This is a genomic window from Luteibacter sp. (assembly GCF_009912395.1).
Taxonomy (GTDB): domain Bacteria; phylum Pseudomonadota; class Gammaproteobacteria; order Xanthomonadales; family Rhodanobacteraceae; genus Luteibacter.
On sequence record NZ_WNDO01000005.1, the window covers coordinates 89,559 to 109,305 of the forward strand.

A 19,747-nucleotide genomic window follows, 5' to 3' on the forward strand; every position below is an offset into this window, starting at 1 on the left:
CGTCGAACGCGGATCGTCCCCTTTTCACGCGCGTGCCTGAGCCTGACCCGCCACACAAGCGTGGCGGCCATGTCGAGCGTCGATACTTAACTGCCAGCGCATGGAGCGGCCGGATCGCGCCGGCCTCGTGCTGCGCCGCATAACGCTATCGCCGGCGCGTTACCGGGAGTTTCTCGTGGCGTGACGCGCTTCGTTGCAGGTTCGTTGCATGCGTGGAACGAGCCGTCTATCCGCTATTGCCTGGCCTTTACGACCAAGGATCCAGCTCCCCGGGGTAACGGAAGGAGGTGTTACGGCGCCGCCGAAAACCATGGCGTTTGCCGATATCGATGACTTCCAGCAGGTGCGGTCCGGACGCGTCCTGCCTAGGCTTCAGTGTCCGAGCTGCGATCCAAGGAGGGTTCATGAAGACCCTGGTGCGATGTGGCCTGATGGTACTGGCAGCATGTGTTGTCGTTCCGGTCGTCGCGCAGACGACCTCGTTCCGCTTTCTTGAGAAGCCGGGTCCCCACCCCGTAGGGCTGAAGGTGGTCGAGCAGTACGATCGCTCCCGTTCGTTTCCCGTGGAGGGTGCCAAGGCATCGACGCCGTCCGCACGGCCCATCCAGACGCTGGTCTGGTATCCCTCCGACGACGGCGAAGGCCATCCGATGACCGTCGGCGACTACGCCAAATTGGCGGATACGGAAGTCCGCTTCGACGCACCGGATGAGCGCGGCAACAAATGGCGCGTGCAGCTGAAGTCCTCGTTCGACGAGCCCCTGCACGCGGTGCAGGATGCGCGTCCTGACAAACATCGGTACCCGGTAGTGATTTACGCACCCAGCGATTCGTCCATATCGTGGGAAAACGCCGATCTGTGCGAATACCTCGCCAGCCACGGCTACGTCGTAATCGCGAGCCCCTCCATGGGCGCATCCACCCGCGACATGACCGACGACCGAGCGGGCATCGACACGCAAGCCCGCGACATCGCCTTCCTGATCACCTATGCCGCAACACGCACCGACGTGGATATGACCCACGTCGCCGTGGCGAGCTGGAGCTGGGGCGGGATATCGAGCCTGTTCGCCGCCGCACGCGATCCGCGCATCAAGGCCCTGGTCGCGCTGGACGGAAGCATGCGCTACTTCCCCGGGCTGGTGAAGAAAGCGGGCGACGTGCATCCCGAGCGCATGACCATCCCGCTCATCTTCTTCACCGCCGAATACCCGAACTACCTTGAGGATATCGAGCGCTTCCAGGACGGTCCTGCGGAAAACCTCGTCGGCCCCAACGTTCTCAATGCCTGGACGCAGGGCGACCTCGTCACCGTGAACATGATCGGCATGTCGCATGGCGAGTTCAGCTCCATGTTCCGGCGAAGGAAAAGTCCCGAACGCTTCGCGGAAGACCAGGTCGCGGACTATGGTCCTGACGACGCGAACGACGGCTACGCCTGGGCCGCTCGGTACAGTCTTGCCTTCCTGGACGCTTACCTGAAGCGCGACGCTTCCGCCCTCGCGTTCCTCAAGGCAACACCCGCCGCAAACGGCGTGCCGAAGCACACGATGGCGATCACGCTTCGCCCGCATAAATAGGACGCACGGCCATACTGCGCGATGGCCTGTGGCATCCTTCCGGCCATCGATACCGGTAAGGAGCTACTGGGTGGACGACCAACCGAATGACAACCTGGCGGAACTTATCTACCTGCTAGGTGGCGCGGCCATGTACAACGACAAGGGATACATGTGGACCGGCGACACGCCGGAAAAGTCGGAAGCCCTCCGAGAAGGATGGCAGAAGCATATCGACGACTATCTCTCGCACATGGACTTATCGACGATACCTGCCGAACTAGAGGCCGCGCTTCGTGACGGTAGAGCTGCCCGGGATGGTGGTGGCACCTATTGTGATATGGCGAAGCAATGGAAACGGAATCTGGAACAGCGATGAAGTGCCTGTCTGGAGATCCTGTCGAGTTTCGAGGTGCATCATGACGTATGCAGACGGGAAATCGATACTCGCTGGTGACAAGGTGATGATCGCGGGTCGATATCATGGTGTGGTGCTCGCCTCCATGGATGAGGCTAGCTACTTGCCGGGCGAGGAGGGCTGGGCCTATCTCGGCACCGGCGTCATGATCGATACGGATTTCGGCGGCCTCGTGCATTACCAAGACGACGCGCAGGAAGATATCAGGCTCGAGAGCCGCGCCGGAGAGTGAAGGACTGAGCTGCCGGATCAGGTTACGCCATGCATTGTCGATGTGGAAACGTCTCATGACGCGGGCGACGCCTACAGACAACCTTCGGTTGTTTTGCTAGTTTGTGCTCGCTGACTGCGTCGTCGCTTTCTCTGTGTCGCAGTCAGCCTTCGCTCCAAGGCGGTGAGGGCGCATACCCCGAGGGATCACTACTCCCCCAGGGCACGCTAACCACCGAGTCATCCTTCACTGAAAAGGACCACCTAATGGCTAACGACCATTCTACGGTACTCACCCGCCCGTCGCTTCCCCGCGGTGGCCCACCCTCCGGTGCCCGGGCCGTTCCGGCCTATCCCGAACGCGGTTGACGAACGGCGGCCTCGGCCGCCCCCGTGAGTTTTCTCAAGCCGTAAGTACCCGGCGTGTTGCCGCGCGCCGGTTCACGGGGCTCTGAGTCCGCACTACTTCCGATATCAAGCCGCCCGGCGTCCGCTCACGGACACGCCGGAGCCCCTTGTCGTCCCGGAGCGATGCGTTTCAAAACGTCAACTTGGCGTTGCATTACCCGTGGCACGTCCATGCGCGCATGGCGTGCCACACCTGGGCGAGAGGTGCGGCACCTACGCAAGGAGCCCATGATGAAGGACACTAACGAACGCTGGATTCTGGAGGACGACGACGCCTCTACCGACGCGCTACTCAACGAGGCGGGCGAATGGCTGGCCTATGCGCAAGGCACGGCTAGCCTTCTGGCCGAATGGATGCGCGATGACGAAGGCGAGGGAGATCACCGCGAACTGTCGCTGGCCCTGGGCGGTGTCGCCGCGATGATGGCCGTGGGCCGCATTTGCGTGCAGCGCGCGCATACGCAGGTGCTGTTCGATAGCCCGCAACGCGGAGACGTCTCGCATGAGGGTTGAATACGGCATGGGCATCGAACTGATTCAGGCCACCATCGCGATTGGTTTGATGGTGGTCAACGTGATGATCTTCGTCGATCAGAAGCACGGCATGAATGCGGCACGACGCGGTGCGAGAGGATTCGCGGTGGCGGCATTTGCAAGCGCCCTCGTCGCGCTGCTGGCGATGGATCACCTGATGATCCAGGTATGGATTCACCCGTCGGACGACACGACCTTCCTGCTGTTTCGCGGCGCGATGACCGGCATGGGCCTGGCGACATCCGGCGCAGTCGCGTTCTGGATCCTCTCCCGCTGGCATACCTAATCTGTAGGAGCGCGCTTGCGCGCGATCCGCGGCAGCGGGCCAGATTGCCGCTTCGCGGATCGCGCGCAAGCGCGCTCCTACAATCAGGGTACGAAGGTCGGAGCCCTTCAAGCAGGCCATTGGTCCTACCGACTTCCGGCACGTCCACGGGGGGCAGCGCCGTGAAAGACTTTCGCCGCCAGCAGGGTAACGATTCACGGGGAGAAGGTCATGGGGATGATCTGCCGCGCTGCGTTAACGGTTTTTCTCGCGGGATTCACCTGTACTACGACGGTGGCCGGTAGTAGGCCGGCCAGCGTGCCGATCCTGTGGGGAACATTGACTCCCGGTCACGAGGTAATCGGCTTTCGCCGTATGTTTGTCGCCGACCGAAGCCGAACCTGGATTCAGACCCGTGCGCTGGACGGCACCTTCACGCCAGACCGGAACGGCAGACCCATCCAGATCAACCTCTGGTACCCGGCGGTCCCGACAGCGTCGCCGCCTATGCACCTGGAAGACTATGTCGAGCAAAGCGCTCCGGAAGCCTTCTCCGCGTTGAATCATGAAATGCTGTTGCGCAATCGAGACAGCGTTGGCGAACCGTTTCCCCCCGAAGCTACAAGACAGCTCCGCGCCATGTCGATGGCCGGCCATCTCGATGCCAGGCCTGCGTCGGGGCGACGCCCTCTGGTGCTGCTGGCGGGCGGCCTGAGCGCAGATATCAACGTCAATGTCGTGCTCGCCGAATACCTCGCCAGCCACGGCTATGCCGTCGCCAGCGTATCCCTGCTGGGGCACGACGCCGAAGCGATGTCGCCCGCGCGGACTAATGCCAATACGGAAGCCGGAGTGCGGGACCTCGAGGTCGCCATCGCTACACTTTGCCAGGCCAAGGACGTCGATTGCGATCATATCGGTGTGGCAGGTCATAGCCTCGGCGCTGTGCAGGCCGCGCTGCTGGGGCAGCGTCATCGCAATGTCATGGCTGTGGTCGCGATGGATGGTACGTACGCATTCAAGGGCAACGAATCCGCGCTGACCGGTGCTGACGGATTCGACGCGAAGGCATCCCGATATGCCTTGCTCGACCTGCGTCGGCGACAAGGCATGCAATCGGCCGATCTAAATCTCGCGCCGATCAATGGAATGCGTCATGCCGATCGCACGTACGTGCAACTCAATGCGATGCACCATAGCGATTTCACCTCATTCTCCATGACGGCCGATGCGATGCACCTGCCTATCAAGGCCGAGTACAACGGCAGTGGCTGGAGCAGGGCGACGGCCAGGCAAGGCTATGAGCTATCGGCCCGGATCGTGTTGGCGTTCTTCGATGAGCATGTCAAGGCAGACCCTGTGGCCGCTGCACAACTGGCGAATCTTTTGACGTCCTCGACCGTGGCATCGTCTCGTCACGAGAGTCCTTTGCCGGTGCCTCCTGGCGCCTCGGACGTGGTGGCCATGGTGCAGCAAGGCAAGGCGACGACGATCAAGTCGATGTATCAGGTGGCTTGTGCGGACGAGGCGTTGGACCGGTGCATCGATCAGGATGCATTCAATAGTCGGGCATACGATGAATTAAAAGCGAAGCGTCCCGAAATTGCCCTGGTGCTTTTCGATCTCGTCGCCTGGTCGCACCCCACATCGGCCAACGCACAAGACAGCCTCGCGGATGGGTATCGCGCGCTGGGGCAGACGGATAAGGTGCGAGAGGCATCCGAGCGCGAGTTGGTATTGCTGAGAACCGATTCGTCGTTGGATGAATCCTTGCGGCAGCAGTTGAAGGCGGCGGCGGAACAGAGGCTCAAGGATGCACAGTGAGCCGCCGACGAACGCGCATGGATCACCGCTGATCACACGGTAGGAGCGCGCTTGCGCGCGATCCGCGGCAGCGGGCCAGATTGCCGTTTCGCGGATCGCGCGCAAGCGCGCTCCTACAGGTGTACGGGGTCGCGAGCACCCATCGCCGATCGCATCGGCGATTCCCACAAGGTTGCCTTACCGTACGGAGAGCCGTCGGGCCGCCGCCGGGGCCCGAAGGGGCGCAGCCATAAAACACGGGCCGCGCAGCGGCCCTCCTTTCCCGAGGGACGGCGGAGCCGGCGCGCCCCGGCGGCGGTCCGACGGCTCCTCCCGCCACGCCCGAGCGCCGCGAGCGATGCCGCAGGCGAGCCACCCCAGACCAGCTAAAATAGGCAAATGCAGCCTACCGCCCCCTCCGACTTCCGCCTCACCGTCGCCCCCATGATGGACTGGACGGACCGCCACTGCCGGTACTTCCACCGGCTGTTGTCCCCGCACGCCCGTCTGTATACCGAGATGGTGACCAGCGCCGCCCTCGTGCGCGGGGGCCAGGTGCGCCTGCTGGAACACAGCCACGAAGAACACCCGGTCGCCCTGCAACTCGGCGGCAGCGACCCGGTGGAACTAGCCCAGGCCGCGATCCTGGGCGCCCGGGCGGGCTACGACGAAATCAACCTCAACGTCGGCTGTCCGTCCGACCGGGTGCAGTCCGGCAAGTTCGGTGCCTGCCTCATGCGCGAGCCGGCGCTGGTCGGCGACTGCGTGCGTGCCATGGCCGAGGTGGTGGACGTGCCCGTGACGGTGAAATGCCGGATCGGCGTGGACGACCAGGACGAATACGCCGACCTCCAGCGCTTCACCGAAACCATGGTGGCCGCCGGCGTCGACATCCTCGTGGTGCACGCCCGCAAAGCCTGGCTGGAAGGCCTGAGCCCCAAGGAAAACCGCGAGATTCCGCCGCTGGACTACGAGCGCGTCTACCGGCTCAAGCGCGAGTTCCCCCAGCTCACCATCGTCATCAACGGCGGCATCACCACCGTGGAGGCGGTGCGCGAGCACCTGGCCCACGTGGATGGCGTGATGCTGGGCCGCGCGGCCTACCACGATCCCTTCGTGCTGGCCCGTATCGAGGCCGACCTGTGGGGCACCCCGCTGCCCGAGCGCGCCGACGTGCTCGAACGCATGCGTATTTATATAGAGGCCGAACTGGCCCGGGGTACCCAGCTCAAGCACATCACCCGGCACATTCTCGGCCTGTACCAGGGCGAGCCCGGCGCGCGCGGCTTCCGCCGACTGCTGTCCGAGGGCGCGCACCTGCCGGGGGCGGATTGGTCGCTCATCGAGAGCGCGCTGGCGCCGTTCAGACAGGCCGCCTGATTTCGTTCAGCTTCGGGCGGGGAGTGCCTCGGCATGATCGGCCCACTTGCCGAATGCCCGCGTTGCCCGCACCCGACATGAAAATCACGTTTCGTCCGCTATTTTTCACCGCACTTTGCCTGGCCGCTCCACTGGCCGCCCTGGCCCAGGAGTCGCCCATGACCCTGGAACAGGCCGTGAGCAAGGTGCAGAAAGAAACCGGGGGAAAGGTGCTGTCGGCGGATACGCGGCTCGTCGAGCGAGGCCGGATCACCGAATATCGCGTCAAGGTACTGACCCTCGACGGACACGTGAAAGTGGTGCCAGTCCGCACTGAAACCGCCAAGCCCCTGGACATCGGTGCCGGGGACAACAAGGAGAGACATTGATGCGTATCCTGCTCGTTGAGGACGAGGCCCCGCTGCGCGAGACCCTCGCCGCGCGTCTCAAGCGCGACGGTTTTGCTGTCGACGCCGCCCAGGATGGCGAGGAAGGCCTGTACCTGGGAGGCGAGGTCCCCTTCGACCTGGCGATCATCGACCTCGGCCTGCCCAAGCTGTCGGGCATGGATCTGGTCAAGGCCCTGCGCGAGCGCGGCCAGCGTTACCCGATCCTCATTCTTACCGCCCGCGGAAGCTGGCAGGACAAGGTAGAGGGTCTGAAGCACGGCGCCGACGACTACCTGGTGAAGCCGTTCCACGTCGAGGAACTGCTCGCGCGCATCAACGCGCTGGTCCGTCGCGCCAGCGGCTGGTCCAAGCCGGTGCTGGCCTGCGGCCCGATCAAGCTGGACACCACGGCCCAGACGGTCACCGTCGAAGGTCGCCAGGTGGACCTCACCAGCTATGAGTACAAGGTGCTCGAGTACCTGATGCTGCATGCGGGCGAGCTGGTCTCCAAGGCCGACCTCACCGAACACATCTACCAGCAGGACTTCGACCGCGATTCGAACGTGCTGGAAGTGTTCATCGGCCGCCTGCGTCGCAAGCTCGACCCGGAAAGCGCGCTCAAGCCGATCGAAACCGTGCGTGGCCGTGGCTACCGTTTCGCCATCCCGCGCAACGAAGCGGACGAAGACTGACCGATCCCCGGTGGCACGATCTTGCGTCGTGCCACCGGCGAGGTGACCCCGAGGCATGGAAACTGCTTCACCGACCAAACGCCGGCCCCTGTCGCTGGCAGCCCGAGCGGCCCTCGCCACTGGCTTCGCCCTGGCCGCGTTCCTCGGCCTGACCGGCCTGGCGCAGAACAAGGCCAACTACGCCTCCGAGCTGTCGGCGATGCACGATCGCCTGCACAACTACGCCATCGCGTACATCACCGGCACGGACATCACCCGCGCCGGCAAGGTCACCGTGCCCGACAGCCAGCCGAACCCCGACTTCTCGCGGCCGGGTTCGGGCCTGTACGCGATCATCGTGGGCAACGACGGGTTCCGCTGGGAGTCGTCGTCGGCGCTGGGTCGCGACTTCGATTTCGTGCGCATGCTGTCACCCGGCGAGACGGCCTTCGAGCCGGTGGAGACGCGTAGCGGCAAGCTCTACGTCTTCAGCTACGGCGTGTCGCTGGACAGTACCGAACGGCGCAGCGTGCCGCTGACCTTCGCGGTGGCGCAGACCGAAGACCAGTTTGAACGGCAGGTGGCGACGTACCGGCGCACGCAGTTCCTGTGGCTGGCGATGCTCGGCATGATGCTGATGCTGCTGCAGCTGTTCCTGCTGCGCTGGAGCCTGTTGCCGCTGCGTCGCGTGTCGAGCGACCTCGCCCACATCGAGCGCGGTTCGCGCGACCACCTCGACGGGCCGTATCCCGTCGAGCTGACGGTGCTCACCCGTCGCCTCAATGCCTTCATCGACAGCGAGCGCGAACAGCGCTCGCGTTATCGCGACACCCTCGCCGACCTGGCGCACAGCCTGAAGACACCGCTGGCGGTGATCCGCTCGCAGCTGGAAACCAGCGCCGACGCGCGCCAGTTGCGTGGCGACATCCTCGACCAGGTGCGCAAGATGGACGAGATTGTCGCGTACCAGCTTTCCCGCGCGGCTACGTCGGGTCGCCGCACCATCGCGGCGGAAGAGCCGATCGCCGGTCATGCCGAAGACCTCGTGCAGAGTCTGGAAAAAGTCTACGCCGCGAAGAACGTGCTCTGCGAGTTCGAACTGGAAGACGGCGTGGCCTTTCCCGGCGAGCAGGGCGACCTGCTGGAGCTGATGGGCAACCTCGTGGAAAACGCCTTCAAGTGGGCCGCGCATCGGGTATTGCTCACGGCGCGTTCCGCGGGCGGCGGCAAGGGGCGTAACGGCCTGGAGCTGATCGTCGAGGACGACGGCCCCGGCATCCCCGACGAGAAGATTGAGAAGATCCTCCAGCGCGGCGTCCGTGGCGACGAGCGCGTGCAGGGCCATGGCATCGGCCTGTCCATCGTGCAGGACATCGTCAAGGCGTATCAGGGCGAGTTGCAGGTGGATCGTTCGGAGGAACTGGGCGGTGCGCGATTCCGGGTGAGTATTCCGCCGGGTTGATTGCCGCGGTCACGCACACGTGGCCGTTGTAGGAGCGCGCTTGCGCGCGATCGCGCGCAAGCGCGCTCCTACAGGATCGGGGGCGGGCCGTAGAAGTCAGCTAACAGCTTCGCCACTTTCGGCTCCGCCTGGCGCAGCTCGGCCGGTTGCGAGAAATGCATCTCGCTGGTCACCGCGAAGAATTCTTCCGGCGCTTCGGCGGCATAGGGATCGATCGCCGTATGCCGATTGCGATCCACCGCCTTCGATAGCCGATCGAACGCGGTCTGCATCGTTTCGATCCATTCGCGCCGGTTGATCGATGACGGCAGCGGCGGCACGCCATTGGCCGGTGCGGCCAGCATGTCGAGCTTGTGCGCCATCTCATGGACGACCACGTTGTAGCCGTCCCAGGGCGCTTCGAGGTCGAGCGCGACATCCGCCAGCGACAGCACCATCGGGCCGCGATCCCATGCTTCGCCAATCAGCGTGTCGTCGCTGTCCGTGACCACGCCGCTATGGGCGTCGTAGTGGCTGCGGCGCACGTTGAATTCACCGGGGTAGACGAGGACGTTGGTCCATCCGCGAAACGCCTTCGGCCCACGGGGCAGGGCAGGCAGGCTGGCCTGCATGGCGATGACCAGCCGCCAGAAATCGTCCAGCGCCGCGTCGCCCATGGCATGGAAGCGCTTGGTGTGGAGGAAGTCGGCGGCGAGGCGGCGCAGGTAGTGGGCACGCGGCGCGTCGAGCGCACGTACCAGCGGTACGCGGGAAACGGCTTGCTTCCAGAGGGTGTCGTCGATGGGCGGCGCGGGCGCGCGGAAGCGCGCCAGCAGGGAATCGATCAGGCCCACGAACGATCGCCGTACCGCGTCAGAGCATCGAGCCCGGCAGCAGCGATTGCCAGCTGGGTGACGAGGAGCGAACCGGCGAGGGACCGTCGTGCGGACCGTTCTCGATATCGGTGGACGTCGGCGACGGCACAGGGGCGACAGGGCGGCTGGCCGTGTTCGTCGATGCACGGTGGGTCGGGGCGGCATCCATGGCGCCCGACGGATCGCGGCCCGGCGCCTGCGGGGCGCTGGGTGCCGAGCCCTCGAACGATGACGACGACGAAACGACGCCACCCAGCGAGAGCAGGGTGCTCAGGTCGATGTCGGAAGCGGCGGCGGTGCCGGTGGCACCGACGAGGCACAGACATCCGAGGATGTACGGTCTGGCGTTCATCGGTAAACCCTGCAATATCCCCGGGTGCAATGGGGGACGACCGATTCTCGCAGAAATTTCACGTAGGTGCCAGTGCCGTAAGGGAGTCGGATGACGCCGTGATGACGCGGGTGGGCGATTTCGCCCCGCTGCCCTAGAATCGGCGGATGTCCCGGTTCCCCACACCCCTGACAGCGGCCGCCTGACGGTCCCGACGGCGCCACACCATGCTTGCACGCGACCTTCTAGAAGCCCTTGCCGGCGGCGACGCCGTGTCCGGTGCCTCCCTGGCCCGCCAGGCCGGCGTCACCCGCGCGGCCGTTTGGAAACAGATCGAGTCCCTGCGCCTGAAGGGCGTGCCGATCGAGGCCAAGGTGGGCGGTGGCTATCGCCTGCCCTGGCCCACCCAGTTGCTGGAAGACAAGCGCATCCGCGAGGCCCTGCCGCCCGCCGCGCGCGCCAGCCTGGGCATGCTGGAAGTGCACTGGGACATCGACTCCACCTCCAGCGAACTGGCCCGGCGCAATCCGGTGCTGGACGACCTGTCCTTCGTGCTGGCCGAGACCCAGTCGGCCGGACGTGGCCGACGCGGGCGGCCCTGGCTGTCGCCGCCTGGCATGAATCTGTATCTGTCGGTGCTCAAGCGTTTCGAAAGTGGCTTCGCGGCGTTGTCCGGATTGTCGCTGGCCGTCGGTGTGATGGTCGTCCGCGCGCTCGACGAGCTGGGCATCCGCACCGCCGGCCTGAAATGGCCGAACGACGTGCTGGCCGGCAACGCGAAGCTCTGCGGCATCCTCGTCGAGCTGTCGGGCGAATACTCCGGCCCGTGCGCGGCGATCATCGGCGTGGGCGTGAACATCCGCCTGCCGGATAGCGTGCACGAGCGGGCGGGCCAGCCCGTCACCGACCTGGCGGACATGGCCGGCGGCCAACCGCCCGACCGCAATGCCGTCGCGGCGGCCGTCATCGCTTCGCTGTGCGAAGGCCTGCAAGACTTCGAGCGTCAGGGCTTCAAGGCTTTCGTGGCCGATTACGCGGACCGCGATCTGCTGTTTCAGCAGCCGCTGCGCATCCTCGATCCGCGCGGCGAGTACGAGGCGGTGGGCGAGGGCGTGGACGAACGGGGTGGCCTGCGCGTGCGACGCGCCGATGGCAGCCTGGTCACCGTCGATAGCGCCGAAGTGTCCGTGCGCCGGAGCGCCCCATGATCCTCCTGCTCGACCTCGGCAACACCCGGCTCAAGTTCGCGTTGCTCCACGAAGGTGAATTCACCCATCGCGGCGCTTTCGGCTGGGAAGCCGACATCGCCCACGAACTGGCGACGCTCTGGGCCGACTGGCCCACGCCCGAACGCATCGTCGGCGCGTCCGTCGCCACCTCGGCGCGGGAGACGGCCGTGGCCGTCGCCGCCGAAAAGGCCTTCGGTCGCGTGCCGCGCTGGGTGCGCACGCCGGCACAGGCCTGCGGCGTCACCAACGCCTACGCCGAGCCGCACCGCCTTGGTGTCGATCGCTTCCTTGCCTTGGTGGATGCCTACGCCGCCGGTCGCGCGCCCTGCGTGCTGGCCAGTGTCGGCACCGCGCTCACCCTCGATGCGCTGGATGCGGACGGTCGCCATCTCGGTGGCTGGATCGCGCCGGGTCCGGTGCTGATGCAGCAGTCGATCCTCGGTGCCACCGCGCAAGTCCGCCCCGAGCGTCCGGGCACCGTGCGCGATCTTGCCGACAACACCGCGGACGGCTTGGCATCGGGTTGCTGGCAGGCCTCGGCGGCGCTGATCGATCGCTTCGTCGACCGTTCGGCCCCGCTGCTCGGTGGCGCGCCAACGGTGACACTGGGCGGCGGCGATGCCGATGTCCTGGCGCCACTGCTCGAACGCGAGGTGACCATCGTGCCGGATGCCGTGCTGCGCGGCCTCGCCGTGTGGGCGGATGCGCAGCCCGACGGGGCGGATATCCCCTAGAATCCGGCTGCTGCCGGTTCTTACAGGGGAACGCGAGCAGGCCCAACCGAGAACCTTCAAGGCCCCCATGCTGCTGCGTTTGCTGTTCGTCCTGCTGATCGCGCTCAATATCGCCGTGGCGGCCTGGCTGCTGCTGGACGATACGGGGGCGCACGCGGTCGATCCGGCGGACAAGGGCGTACCGGCGCTGAAGCTGCTGGCGGAAGCGCCCGCTGCAGCCACGACGACGCCAGCTCCCGCCACCTCCACGGCACCGAAAGCCACGCCTGCGCCGGCCGCGACGACCGCTCTCGCCAAGATCACGCCGCCCGCCGCTCCCGCCCCGGCACCGCCGAAGCCCGAGCCGACACCTCCGCCGGTCGCCACGGCGCCGACGAGCCCGCACCGTAGCTATCGCTGCCTCGCGGTCGGTCCGTTCAACAACCAAGTGGACCTGCGCAGCGCACGCAGCGCCCTGGCCTCTCGCACCGTGCGTAGCCGCCAGCGTCAGGAGCAGACCACCGAATCGCACGGCTGGCGCGTCTACTTGCCGGCGCAGTCCACGCGCGAGCAGGCCATCGCGCAGGCGAAGCGCCTGGAGGCCAAGGGCATCAAGGATTACTTCGTGGTCAGCGCCCAGGGCGAGATGCAGAACTCGGTGGCGCTGGGCCTTTTCCACGACCCGTCGAACGCCCGCAAGCGTCGCGACGAGGTCGTCGCCGCCGGCTTCCCGGCCCGCATGAGCGAGCGCACGGAGACCACGCCCGTCTGGTGGCTCGACGTGGTCGTGCCGGACGAGGGCAACACCGACATCCGCCGTAGCATCCGCACACCGGGCGTCACGGCACGAACCACCGGCTGCTTCTGATAGACTCCACGCCTTCGCCGGCATAGCTCAGTTGGTAGAGCAACCGCCTTGTAAGCGGTAGGTCCCCAGTTCGAATCCGGGTGCCGGCACCAAGACACCTTGTCAGGGCATCGCGCCACGACACGCCAGCCCGCCTTGTCGCGGGCTTTTTCATGCCACGAACGGATACCGCCGATGACGTCCCACCTCCCCAACGGCCACATCCTCACGCCCGTTTCCGTGGGCGAGCTGGTCGACAAGCTCACCATCCTGCAGATCAAGTCCGAGCGCATCGCCGATGCGGCGAAGCTCGCGAACATCCGCATCGAACTGGATCGCCTGATGCCGCTGTGGTCGCAGGTGCTGGCCGCCCATGCCGAGCTGGAACCGTTGCGCGCCGAACTCAAGACGATCAACGAGCGCATGTGGGATGTGCAGGACGAACTGCGCGACCGCGAGCGGACCCAGCGTTTCGATGCCGAGTTCATTCGCCTTGCCTGCGACGTGGGTCGCCACAACGGCGACCGCATGCAGGTGAAGAGCCGGATCAACGTGCTGTCGGGTTCGCAGTTGCAGGAAGTGAAGCAGTACCAGGTCGACGGCTGACACATTCCTTCACGTCGCCATTCAGGCGACGTGCCAGCCGCCGTCCTGTGTTTCGAACACCAGCTTTTCCTCGTGTGCCATGGCGTCCAGCTGGTTGAGTGCATCGATGGCTCGCCGGATCGTCGCGTGGCCATTGAGGTGGCCGCGCACGATGATCCTCAGCAATTTCTCAGCGGTAGGGGTGATCCTGCTGCGGTTCTTCTCCCACAGCGCCACCGATTGCACGCCGATGCCGATCAGCTGGCCCAGCGATTCCTGGGACAGCTCCATGTGCAGGCGCAGGAAGCGGATTTCCTCCCCGGCCAAGGTTCCGCTCTTGTCGATCAGGGCGTAGGCGATGGCCCGGTGCAGGCCGAAGATATCCTCGAACGACACGGTGGGACCGTACGCCGAATCCTCGATGGTGTAGCCGTTGCGCAGCCAGATATGGGGAAGGCCGGATTCGATGAAGTGATACATGGCTAATTGACCCGGAAATCCGAAGGTGTCGCAACGCGTCGGCGTCGGACATCCGAAACGACGCGATCGGTGATTTGGCCATGTGGCCTGGCTCGTTTGATGGGAAGTCTATAACCTATAAAAAATATAGGCAACTAGAAGCCGGTCAAGCCCGTGGTTCGGGTCGGTGGTGGGCGCTTCCCGGTGTCAGTGGCTTCCACGTCATCCTTTAAACGTTTCCGCTCCATTCGCCATCCAACAGCGACCGAGACGCGGGCAAACAAGATGGAGAGGGCATGACGATCGACACGGTATCCATGGCACGTCGCACACGATGGTGGTTCGTGTGCCTATCGCTGGGCGTCGTCGCCAGCGCATGCGCCGACGATACGAAACGCCAACTCGTGGAGAACAGCCTTAGGCCGCGTGTCGAGATCGAAGGCGACGCACCGATGCACTGGAATGTCTACGAGCGCATGCGTCGTTACCATGTGCCGACGATGTCGGTGGCGGTGATCGAGAAGGGGCGGATCACATGGTCCGCGCGCTATCGCAGCGATGGCACGATGCGCATGCCGGCCGGCGACGAGCGCTACCAGGCGGCCTCGTTGAGCAAGGGATTCGCTGGCAACCTGGCGGCGATCCTCGCGGACAAGGGCATCGTGAAGCTGGATGCGCCCGTGGATGGATGCCTCGCGCCGTTGCGCTTGCCCGCGGGCAAGCAGGATGCGACGCATCCGGTCACGTTGCGTAACCTGCTTCACCACACGGCGGGCGCGACGGTGCATGGATTTCCCGGCTACGCGATCGGTGAACCGGTGCCGACACCCGAGCAGGTCGTGCTGGGGCAGCCGCCATCGAACACGCCGGCGGTGACGATCGCCACGACACCGGGAGCGACGTTCGATTATTCCGGTGGCGGCTACACCATCGCGCAAGTCGCGATGGCACATTGCGCGAAGGCACCGTTCGCGGACCTGATGCAACGTTACGTGCTGCGCCCGGCAGGTATGCGCGACAGCACGTTCGCGCAGCCGTTGCCCGCCGGACTGGCCCACGCCGTGGGACACGCCGCGAACGGCGATGCCGTGCCGGGCGATGCGCATACCTATCCCGAACTGGCGGCCGCCGGCCTGTGGACGACGGCGGAGGATCTCGCGCGCTGGTTGATCGCGTTGCGCGACGCCGATCTTGGCAAGCCCTCGTTCCTGTCACGCAAGGCGGCGAAGGATCTGTTGACGCCAGGCCTTGGCAACTACGGCATGGGCATCTTCGTCTCTGGCGAGGGAGCGCATCGCCGTTTCATGCACGAAGGCGGCAATGACGGGTTCAAGAGCAAGTACGTGATGTTCGCCGATAGTGGCGACGGCGTGGTGGTTCTCACCGATGGCGACAACGGCCAGTACCTGATGAACGAATTCGCCAAGGCGGTGGCGACCGCCTACGGATGGACGGATCTGAAGCCGCGTGTCGTCACGCGTGCCGCGCTGGACGAGACAGCCATGGCGAAGCGGGTAGGGCGTTACGAGATCGACGATCCCTCGTGGGAAGGCGATCGCGTGTTGACCCTCGTACACGACGGTGATCGTTGGTTTCTCGACTCGAAAGACCTGGGGCGTACGCCGCTCGTGCCGACAGGTGCGATGTCCTTCATGGCGCCGGACACCGGCTATCCGCTGGTGTTCGACGACGCAGGCGGCATGACCTCCGGTTCGCTCAAAGCGCGGAAGCTGCCTTAGGGTGCCAGGGTCGCCAATCGTTCCCGGAGGAAGTCGCGCAGGCGTTGCAGGGCCAGCGTGAGCTGCGAACGATGGGCGCTGACCAGGTTCACTGGTGCCAGTTCGCCCTGGCCAGGGAACAAGTCCACGAGGCGTCCGGCGGCGAGGTCGGCGGCGATGTCGAGCGCCGACTTGAAGGCGATGCCGTTGCCGGCCAGTGCCCAGCGACGCACCACGTCGCCATCGTCGCTGATCCGGTTGCCCTTGACCTTCACCGTGACCTGGCCCTTGGGCAGGTCGAAGGCCCAGCGATCGAGCACGAGATCGCCCCAGACGAAGCAGAGGCAGTTGTGCTGGCGCAGGTCCTCCGGATGCGTGGGGCGTGGATGGCGCGCGAGGTAGTCGGGCGACGCGCAGGCGACGCGGCGATTGAGCGGGGCCAGCGGCTGGGCGACGAGGCGCGAATCGCGGGGCGGCCCGTAGCGTACGGCGGCGTCGATGGGATGGCGCAGGAGATCGGCGGCGCGGTCGCTGACGTGCAGTTGCAGGGTGATGCCGGGATGGGCCTGCTGGAATTCATCCAGCCAGCCCAGCAGCACGCTGCGGCCGAGGTCGGAGGGTACCGACAGCCGTAGCGGGCCGGCGATCTCGCCTTTGGCCTCCGCGAGAGTGCGGCCACCTTCGGCCAGCGCGTCGAGCGTGGCGCGGGCGTGGGGCAGGTAGCGCTCGCCGTCGTCGGACAGGCGCATGCTGCGGGTGGAGCGGACGAACAGCCGGGTGCCCAGCTCCTTTTCCAGGCGCATGACGGCGCTGCTGGCCATGGCGGGCGTGCAGTCGAGCAGGCGGGCGGCGGCGGAGAAGCTGCCGGCGTCGACGGTCTGCACGAAGATCTGGAGGTCATCCAGTCGGATCATTTTCAGCGCTTCACGGAAGGTGACGGCGCCATGGTGCCCCATTTTCCGAGGGGAACGACAAGGCGCGACGCTGGCGCCACTGACGCGCTGCAACGTGGCTGTTCCATCCCCCAGTGTAAACTTGCGGAATGACCAGCTTCCGCGTGTCTATGTCGTTCGTCCTGTCGTTGCTCCTTCCCGCCGTCGCGTGGGCGCAGGACCTTTCCCGGGAGGCGCTGGCGAGCCGCATGGCCGCCCACGACGCGCCGACGATCCTCGATGTGCGCACCTCCGCCGAGTATCGCGAGGGGCACCTGGCCGGTGCCCTGAACGTGCCGGTGGACGAGGTGGCCGCCCGCCATGGCGTGCTGGCCGTCCCGCGCGATCGCGAACTGGTCGTCTACTGCAAGTCCGGCAAGCGTGCCGCCCGGGCGCGCGCCACCCTCGAGTCCCTCGGCTACACCCACGTGCGCCTGCTGGAAGGCAGCGCCGACGCGTGGCGAGCCGACGGCCGTCCCCTTGTTTCCGAACATCCCTGATCCCGAGTCCATCCCGATGAGCCCAACCACCCGTTCGGTCGCCCTCGTGGGCGCCCCCACCGATATCGGCGCCGGCCACCGCGGCAGCTCCATGGGCCCCGAGGCCCTTCGTGTCGCCCACCTGGCCGATCGCCTGACCAAGCGCGGCATGCATGTCGTTGATCGCGGCAACCTGGCCGGCCCGCTGAACCCCTGGCAGCCGCCGAAGGAAGGCTATCGCCACCTCGACGCCGTGGTCGCCTGGAACACGGCCGTGCACGATGCCATCTACGCCGAGCTGAGCGACGGCCGCCTGCCGATCATGCTCGGCGGCGACCACTGCCTCGCCATCGGCTCCATCTCCGCCGTGGCCCGCCATTGCCGCGAGACTGAGAAAAAGCTGCGCGTGCTCTGGCTCGACGCCCATGCCGACTTCAACACCAGCGACATCACTCCGTCGGGCAACATCCACGGCATGCCGGTGGCCTGCCTGTGCGGTTTCGGCCCCGACGTGCTGACCCATATCGGCGGCCATGTACCAGCCACCGCCCCCGAGGTGTTCCGCCAGATCGGCATTCGCTCGGTGGACGAGGGCGAGAAGCGCCTGGTCCACGAGGTCGGCGTCGACATCTACGACATGCGCTACATCGACGAAATCGGCATTAAGGCCGCGATGGAGGAAGCGCTGGCGGGGGTGGACCAGGACACCCACCTGCACGTGAGCTTCGACGTGGACTTCCTCGATCCGTCGATCGCCCCGGGCGTGGGCACCACCGTGCGCGGTGGCCCGAACTACCGCGAGGCCCAGCTGGTGATGGAGATGATTGCCGACACCGGCCGCGTGGGCTCGCTGGACATCGTCGAGCTGAACCCGGCCTTCGACAAGCGCAACCAGACGGCGAAGCTGGCCGTGGACCTCGTGGAGTCGCTGTTCGGCAAGTCGACCCTGATGCGCTGAGATCCGCCCATCGCGGACACGGTCCGCTCCCACCCCTTCGGTAGGACCGTTCCTGCCGGAGGGGTGGGAGCGGATCGCATCCGCGATCTTCGGAGCGCGGCAGGTCGCCGCACTCCGCGGGTCGCTACAAGGCATCCACGCGGGCTACACTCGGCCGGTTACCGTCCGTCCAGCAAGCAAGGTCCCCATGCGTACCCGCGTCCTTACCGGCATCACCACCACCGGCACGCCGCATCTCGGCAACTATGCCGGCGCGATCCGCCCGGCCGTCCAGGCCAGCAAAGATCCCAACGTCGACGCCTTCTATTTCATGGCCGACTACCACGCGCTGATCAAGGCCGACGACGCCGACCGCGTCGCCGCCTCGCGCATGAAGATCACCGCCACCTGGCTGGCCGCCGGCCTGGACCCGAACACCGCCACCATCTACCGCCAGTCGGACATCCCCGAGGTGCCCGAGCTGATGTGGCTGCTCACCTGCGTCACCGCCAAGGGCCTGCTCAACCGCGCCCATGCCTACAAGGCGGCGGTGGACCGCAACGTCGAACAGCAGGAAGACCCGGATGCCGGCGTCACCGCCGGCCTCTACATGTACCCGGTGCTGATGGCCGCCGACATCCTCGCCTTCAACGCGAACAAGGTGCCGGTCGGTCGCGACCAGATCCAGCACATCGAGATGGCGCGCGATATCGCGCAGCGCTTCAACCACGTCTACGGCAGCGATTTCTTCGTGTTGCCCGAAGTGCACATCGAGGAGCAGGTGGCCACGCTGCCGGGCCTCGACGGTCGCAAGATGTCGAAGAGCTACGACAACATGATCCCGCTGTTCGACGGTGGCTCCAAGGCCATGCGCGAGCAGATCATGAAGATCGTCACCGATTCGCGCGCGCCGGGCGAGCCGAAGGACACCACGGATTCCGCGCTGTTCACCATCTTCGAGGCCTTCGCCTCGCCGGCGGAAAGCACCGCCTTCGCCGACGCGCTGCATGGCGGCCTCGGCTGGGGTGAGGCCAAGCAGGTGCTGTTCGAACGCATCGAGGCGCAGGTGGCGCCGATGCGCGAACACTACGAGTCGCTGATGTCCCGACCGGACGACATGGAGGACATCCTCCTGGCCGGTGCCGCCAAGGCCCGCGCCATCGCGGTGCCGCTGCTGGAGCGCCTGCGCGAGGCCGTCGGCCTGCGTACGTTCCGCAACACGGCCCAGTCCATCGCGGAGCCGGCCGCCGCTGCGGCCCCGGTCAGCAAGGCCAAGCCGCCGCGTTTCGCCAGCTTCCGCGAGGACGATGGCAGCTTCCGTTTCCGCCTGTTCGGTGCGGACGGCGAGGAGCTGCTGCTCTCGGCATCGTTCGCCGACCCGAAAGCGGCCGGCAAGCTTCGCCAGACGCTGTCGACCCTCGGTGGCGCCCATGCGGTGATCGAATCGCAGGGCGACCATGTGGCGTTGCGGGTGCATGGCGAGGTCGTCGCCAACGGTGCATCGCATCCCGACGAAGTGTCCCGCGCGGCCTTCGTGCTTCGCCTGCGCACCGCGCTCGACGCGCTGGCCGCCGCGCAGGACTGA

Annotated in this window: 22 protein-coding genes and 1 tRNA gene; 19 read left to right on the forward strand and 4 right to left on the reverse strand. The window is 66.0% G+C overall.

Annotated elements, in window-relative coordinates; genetic code table 11:
* The first annotated feature begins 404 nt into the window (after nucleotides 1-404).
* The 10 genes from GAK28_RS07055 (at nucleotide 405) to GAK28_RS07100 (ending at nucleotide 9,078) form a co-directional block, all read left to right on the forward strand.
* Nucleotides 405-1,580, forward strand: coding sequence for a hypothetical protein (locus tag GAK28_RS07055; RefSeq protein ID WP_291776566.1), 1,176 nt, complete (start codon nucleotides 405-407; stop codon nucleotides 1,578-1,580).
* 70 nt (nucleotides 1,581-1,650) lie between these two features.
* Complete coding sequence (locus tag GAK28_RS07060) at nucleotides 1,651-1,938, forward strand: hypothetical protein (protein WP_291776568.1); 288 nt, start codon at nucleotides 1,651-1,653, stop codon at nucleotides 1,936-1,938.
* 40 nt (nucleotides 1,939-1,978) lie between these two features.
* Complete coding sequence (locus GAK28_RS07065; protein WP_291776570.1) at nucleotides 1,979-2,209, forward strand: hypothetical protein; 231 nt, start codon at nucleotides 1,979-1,981, stop codon at nucleotides 2,207-2,209.
* Nucleotides 2,210-2,823: 614 nt separating this feature from the next.
* Nucleotides 2,824-3,108, forward strand: a complete 285-nt coding sequence (locus tag GAK28_RS07070) for a hypothetical protein (protein WP_291776572.1) — start codon at nucleotides 2,824-2,826, stop codon at nucleotides 3,106-3,108.
* A gap of 7 nt (nucleotides 3,109-3,115) precedes the next feature.
* Nucleotides 3,116-3,415 carry a hypothetical protein gene (locus GAK28_RS07075; RefSeq protein ID WP_291776574.1) on the forward strand — a complete coding sequence of 100 codons (300 nt, stop codon included), beginning with the start codon at nucleotides 3,116-3,118 and terminating at the stop codon, nucleotides 3,413-3,415.
* A gap of 210 nt (nucleotides 3,416-3,625) precedes the next feature.
* Nucleotides 3,626-5,218 carry an alpha/beta fold hydrolase gene (locus GAK28_RS07080; RefSeq protein ID WP_291776576.1) on the forward strand — a complete coding sequence of 531 codons (1,593 nt, stop codon included), beginning with the start codon at nucleotides 3,626-3,628 and terminating at the stop codon, nucleotides 5,216-5,218.
* A 378-nt stretch (nucleotides 5,219-5,596) separates the two neighbouring features.
* A complete protein-coding gene (gene dusA / locus GAK28_RS07085) occupies nucleotides 5,597-6,577 on the forward strand; it encodes a tRNA dihydrouridine(20/20a) synthase DusA (RefSeq protein WP_291776577.1) in 981 nt (326 codons plus the stop codon).
* A 158-nt stretch (nucleotides 6,578-6,735) separates the two neighbouring features.
* Nucleotides 6,736-6,945, forward strand: a complete 210-nt coding sequence (locus GAK28_RS07090) for a hypothetical protein (protein WP_291776579.1) — start codon at nucleotides 6,736-6,738, stop codon at nucleotides 6,943-6,945.
* Nucleotides 6,945-7,637 (forward strand): response regulator transcription factor, encoded by a 693-nt coding sequence (locus GAK28_RS07095; protein ID WP_291776581.1) that lies wholly within the window; start codon nucleotides 6,945-6,947, stop codon nucleotides 7,635-7,637. The genes GAK28_RS07090 and GAK28_RS07095 overlap by 1 nt, the downstream gene beginning before the upstream one ends.
* Nucleotides 7,638-7,692: 55 nt before the next feature.
* On the forward strand, nucleotides 7,693-9,078 hold the full coding sequence (locus GAK28_RS07100) for an ATP-binding protein (RefSeq protein ID WP_291776582.1): 1,386 nt from the start codon (nucleotides 7,693-7,695) through the stop codon (nucleotides 9,076-9,078).
* A 68-nt stretch (nucleotides 9,079-9,146) separates the two neighbouring features.
* On the opposite strand, the gene GAK28_RS07105 is transcribed toward GAK28_RS07100, so the two are convergent.
* Nucleotides 9,147-9,911, reverse strand: coding sequence for a M90 family metallopeptidase (locus tag GAK28_RS07105; protein ID WP_291776583.1), 765 nt, complete (start codon nucleotides 9,909-9,911; stop codon nucleotides 9,147-9,149).
* Between the two features lie 19 nt (nucleotides 9,912-9,930).
* Nucleotides 9,931-10,284 (reverse strand): hypothetical protein, encoded by a 354-nt coding sequence (locus tag GAK28_RS07110; RefSeq protein WP_291776584.1) that lies wholly within the window; start codon nucleotides 10,282-10,284, stop codon nucleotides 9,931-9,933.
* 206 nt (nucleotides 10,285-10,490) lie between these two features.
* Between GAK28_RS07110 and GAK28_RS07115 the strand changes: the two genes are divergently transcribed.
* The 5 genes from GAK28_RS07115 (at nucleotide 10,491) to GAK28_RS07135 (ending at nucleotide 13,658) form a co-directional block, all read left to right on the forward strand.
* Nucleotides 10,491-11,471 (forward strand): biotin--[acetyl-CoA-carboxylase] ligase, encoded by a 981-nt coding sequence (locus tag GAK28_RS07115; RefSeq protein ID WP_291776585.1) that lies wholly within the window; start codon nucleotides 10,491-10,493, stop codon nucleotides 11,469-11,471.
* Complete coding sequence (locus GAK28_RS07120) at nucleotides 11,468-12,226, forward strand: type III pantothenate kinase (RefSeq protein WP_291776587.1); 759 nt, start codon at nucleotides 11,468-11,470, stop codon at nucleotides 12,224-12,226. The genes GAK28_RS07115 and GAK28_RS07120 overlap by 4 nt, the downstream gene beginning before the upstream one ends.
* Before the next feature lie 67 nt (nucleotides 12,227-12,293).
* Nucleotides 12,294-13,073 (forward strand): SPOR domain-containing protein, encoded by a 780-nt coding sequence (locus GAK28_RS07125; protein WP_291776589.1) that lies wholly within the window; start codon nucleotides 12,294-12,296, stop codon nucleotides 13,071-13,073.
* 16 nt (nucleotides 13,074-13,089) lie between these two features.
* Nucleotides 13,090-13,165 (forward strand) — tRNA-Thr (locus GAK28_RS07130).
* A gap of 82 nt (nucleotides 13,166-13,247) precedes the next feature.
* Nucleotides 13,248-13,658, forward strand: a complete 411-nt coding sequence (locus GAK28_RS07135; protein ID WP_291776591.1) for a DUF6165 family protein — start codon at nucleotides 13,248-13,250, stop codon at nucleotides 13,656-13,658.
* 21 nt (nucleotides 13,659-13,679) lie between these two features.
* On the opposite strand, the gene GAK28_RS07140 is transcribed toward GAK28_RS07135, so the two are convergent.
* Nucleotides 13,680-14,117 carry a helix-turn-helix domain-containing protein gene (locus GAK28_RS07140; RefSeq protein ID WP_291776592.1) on the reverse strand — a complete coding sequence of 146 codons (438 nt, stop codon included), beginning with the start codon at nucleotides 14,115-14,117 and terminating at the stop codon, nucleotides 13,680-13,682.
* Nucleotides 14,118-14,392: 275 nt separating this feature from the next.
* Here GAK28_RS07140 and GAK28_RS07145 point away from each other — a divergent pair, with 275 nt between their 5' ends.
* The gene (locus GAK28_RS07145; protein ID WP_291776593.1) at nucleotides 14,393-15,835 is read left to right on the forward strand and encodes a serine hydrolase domain-containing protein; all 1,443 of its coding nucleotides are present in this window, start codon (nucleotides 14,393-14,395) and stop codon (nucleotides 15,833-15,835) included.
* On the opposite strand, the gene GAK28_RS07150 is transcribed toward GAK28_RS07145, so the two are convergent.
* The gene (locus GAK28_RS07150) at nucleotides 15,832-16,728 is read right to left on the reverse strand and encodes a LysR family transcriptional regulator (protein WP_291776594.1); all 897 of its coding nucleotides are present in this window, start codon (nucleotides 16,726-16,728) and stop codon (nucleotides 15,832-15,834) included. The genes GAK28_RS07145 and GAK28_RS07150 overlap by 4 nt on opposite strands.
* Nucleotides 16,729-16,877: 149 nt before the next feature.
* Between GAK28_RS07150 and GAK28_RS07155 the strand changes: the two genes are divergently transcribed.
* The 3 genes from GAK28_RS07155 to GAK28_RS07165 all read left to right on the forward strand — a co-directional run bounded on the left by GAK28_RS07155 (nucleotide 16,878) and on the right by GAK28_RS07165 (nucleotide 19,747).
* Entirely contained in the window at nucleotides 16,878-17,246 is a 369-nt protein-coding gene (locus tag GAK28_RS07155; protein ID WP_291776770.1) for a rhodanese-like domain-containing protein, read from the forward strand.
* 16 nt (nucleotides 17,247-17,262) lie between these two features.
* Entirely contained in the window at nucleotides 17,263-18,183 is a 921-nt protein-coding gene (gene rocF, locus GAK28_RS07160) for an arginase (protein ID WP_291776595.1), read from the forward strand.
* 187 nt (nucleotides 18,184-18,370) lie between these two features.
* Nucleotides 18,371-19,747, forward strand: coding sequence for a tryptophan--tRNA ligase (locus GAK28_RS07165; protein ID WP_291776596.1), 1,377 nt, complete (start codon nucleotides 18,371-18,373; stop codon nucleotides 19,745-19,747).

Coding starts and splice junctions, on each gene's coding strand:
- GAK28_RS07155 (WP_291776770.1), top strand. CDS start 16,878: ATGTCGTTCGTCCTGTCGTTGCTCCTTCCCGCCGTCGCGTGGGCGCAG.
- GAK28_RS07095 (WP_291776581.1), top strand. CDS start 6,945: ATGCGTATCCTGCTCGTTGAGGACGAGGCCCCGCTGCGCGAGACCCTC.
- dusA (WP_291776577.1), top strand. CDS start 5,597: ATGCAGCCTACCGCCCCCTCCGACTTCCGCCTCACCGTCGCCCCCATG.
- GAK28_RS07055 (WP_291776566.1), top strand. CDS start 405: ATGAAGACCCTGGTGCGATGTGGCCTGATGGTACTGGCAGCATGTGTT.
- GAK28_RS07125 (WP_291776589.1), top strand. CDS start 12,294: ATGCTGCTGCGTTTGCTGTTCGTCCTGCTGATCGCGCTCAATATCGCC.
- GAK28_RS07080 (WP_291776576.1), top strand. CDS start 3,626: ATGGGGATGATCTGCCGCGCTGCGTTAACGGTTTTTCTCGCGGGATTC.
- GAK28_RS07115 (WP_291776585.1), top strand. CDS start 10,491: ATGCTTGCACGCGACCTTCTAGAAGCCCTTGCCGGCGGCGACGCCGTG.
- GAK28_RS07100 (WP_291776582.1), top strand. CDS start 7,693: ATGGAAACTGCTTCACCGACCAAACGCCGGCCCCTGTCGCTGGCAGCC.
- GAK28_RS07075 (WP_291776574.1), top strand. CDS start 3,116: ATGGGCATCGAACTGATTCAGGCCACCATCGCGATTGGTTTGATGGTG.
- GAK28_RS07150 (WP_291776594.1), bottom strand. CDS start 16,728: ATGATCCGACTGGATGACCTCCAGATCTTCGTGCAGACCGTCGACGCC.
- GAK28_RS07070 (WP_291776572.1), top strand. CDS start 2,824: ATGATGAAGGACACTAACGAACGCTGGATTCTGGAGGACGACGACGCC.
- GAK28_RS07135 (WP_291776591.1), top strand. CDS start 13,248: ATGACGTCCCACCTCCCCAACGGCCACATCCTCACGCCCGTTTCCGTG.
- GAK28_RS07145 (WP_291776593.1), top strand. CDS start 14,393: ATGACGATCGACACGGTATCCATGGCACGTCGCACACGATGGTGGTTC.
- GAK28_RS07140 (WP_291776592.1), bottom strand. CDS start 14,117: ATGTATCACTTCATCGAATCCGGCCTTCCCCATATCTGGCTGCGCAAC.
- GAK28_RS07090 (WP_291776579.1), top strand. CDS start 6,736: ATGACCCTGGAACAGGCCGTGAGCAAGGTGCAGAAAGAAACCGGGGGA.
- GAK28_RS07120 (WP_291776587.1), top strand. CDS start 11,468: ATGATCCTCCTGCTCGACCTCGGCAACACCCGGCTCAAGTTCGCGTTG.
- GAK28_RS07110 (WP_291776584.1), bottom strand. CDS start 10,284: ATGAACGCCAGACCGTACATCCTCGGATGTCTGTGCCTCGTCGGTGCC.
- rocF (WP_291776595.1), top strand. CDS start 17,263: ATGAGCCCAACCACCCGTTCGGTCGCCCTCGTGGGCGCCCCCACCGAT.
- GAK28_RS07065 (WP_291776570.1), top strand. CDS start 1,979: ATGACGTATGCAGACGGGAAATCGATACTCGCTGGTGACAAGGTGATG.
- GAK28_RS07165 (WP_291776596.1), top strand. CDS start 18,371: ATGCGTACCCGCGTCCTTACCGGCATCACCACCACCGGCACGCCGCAT.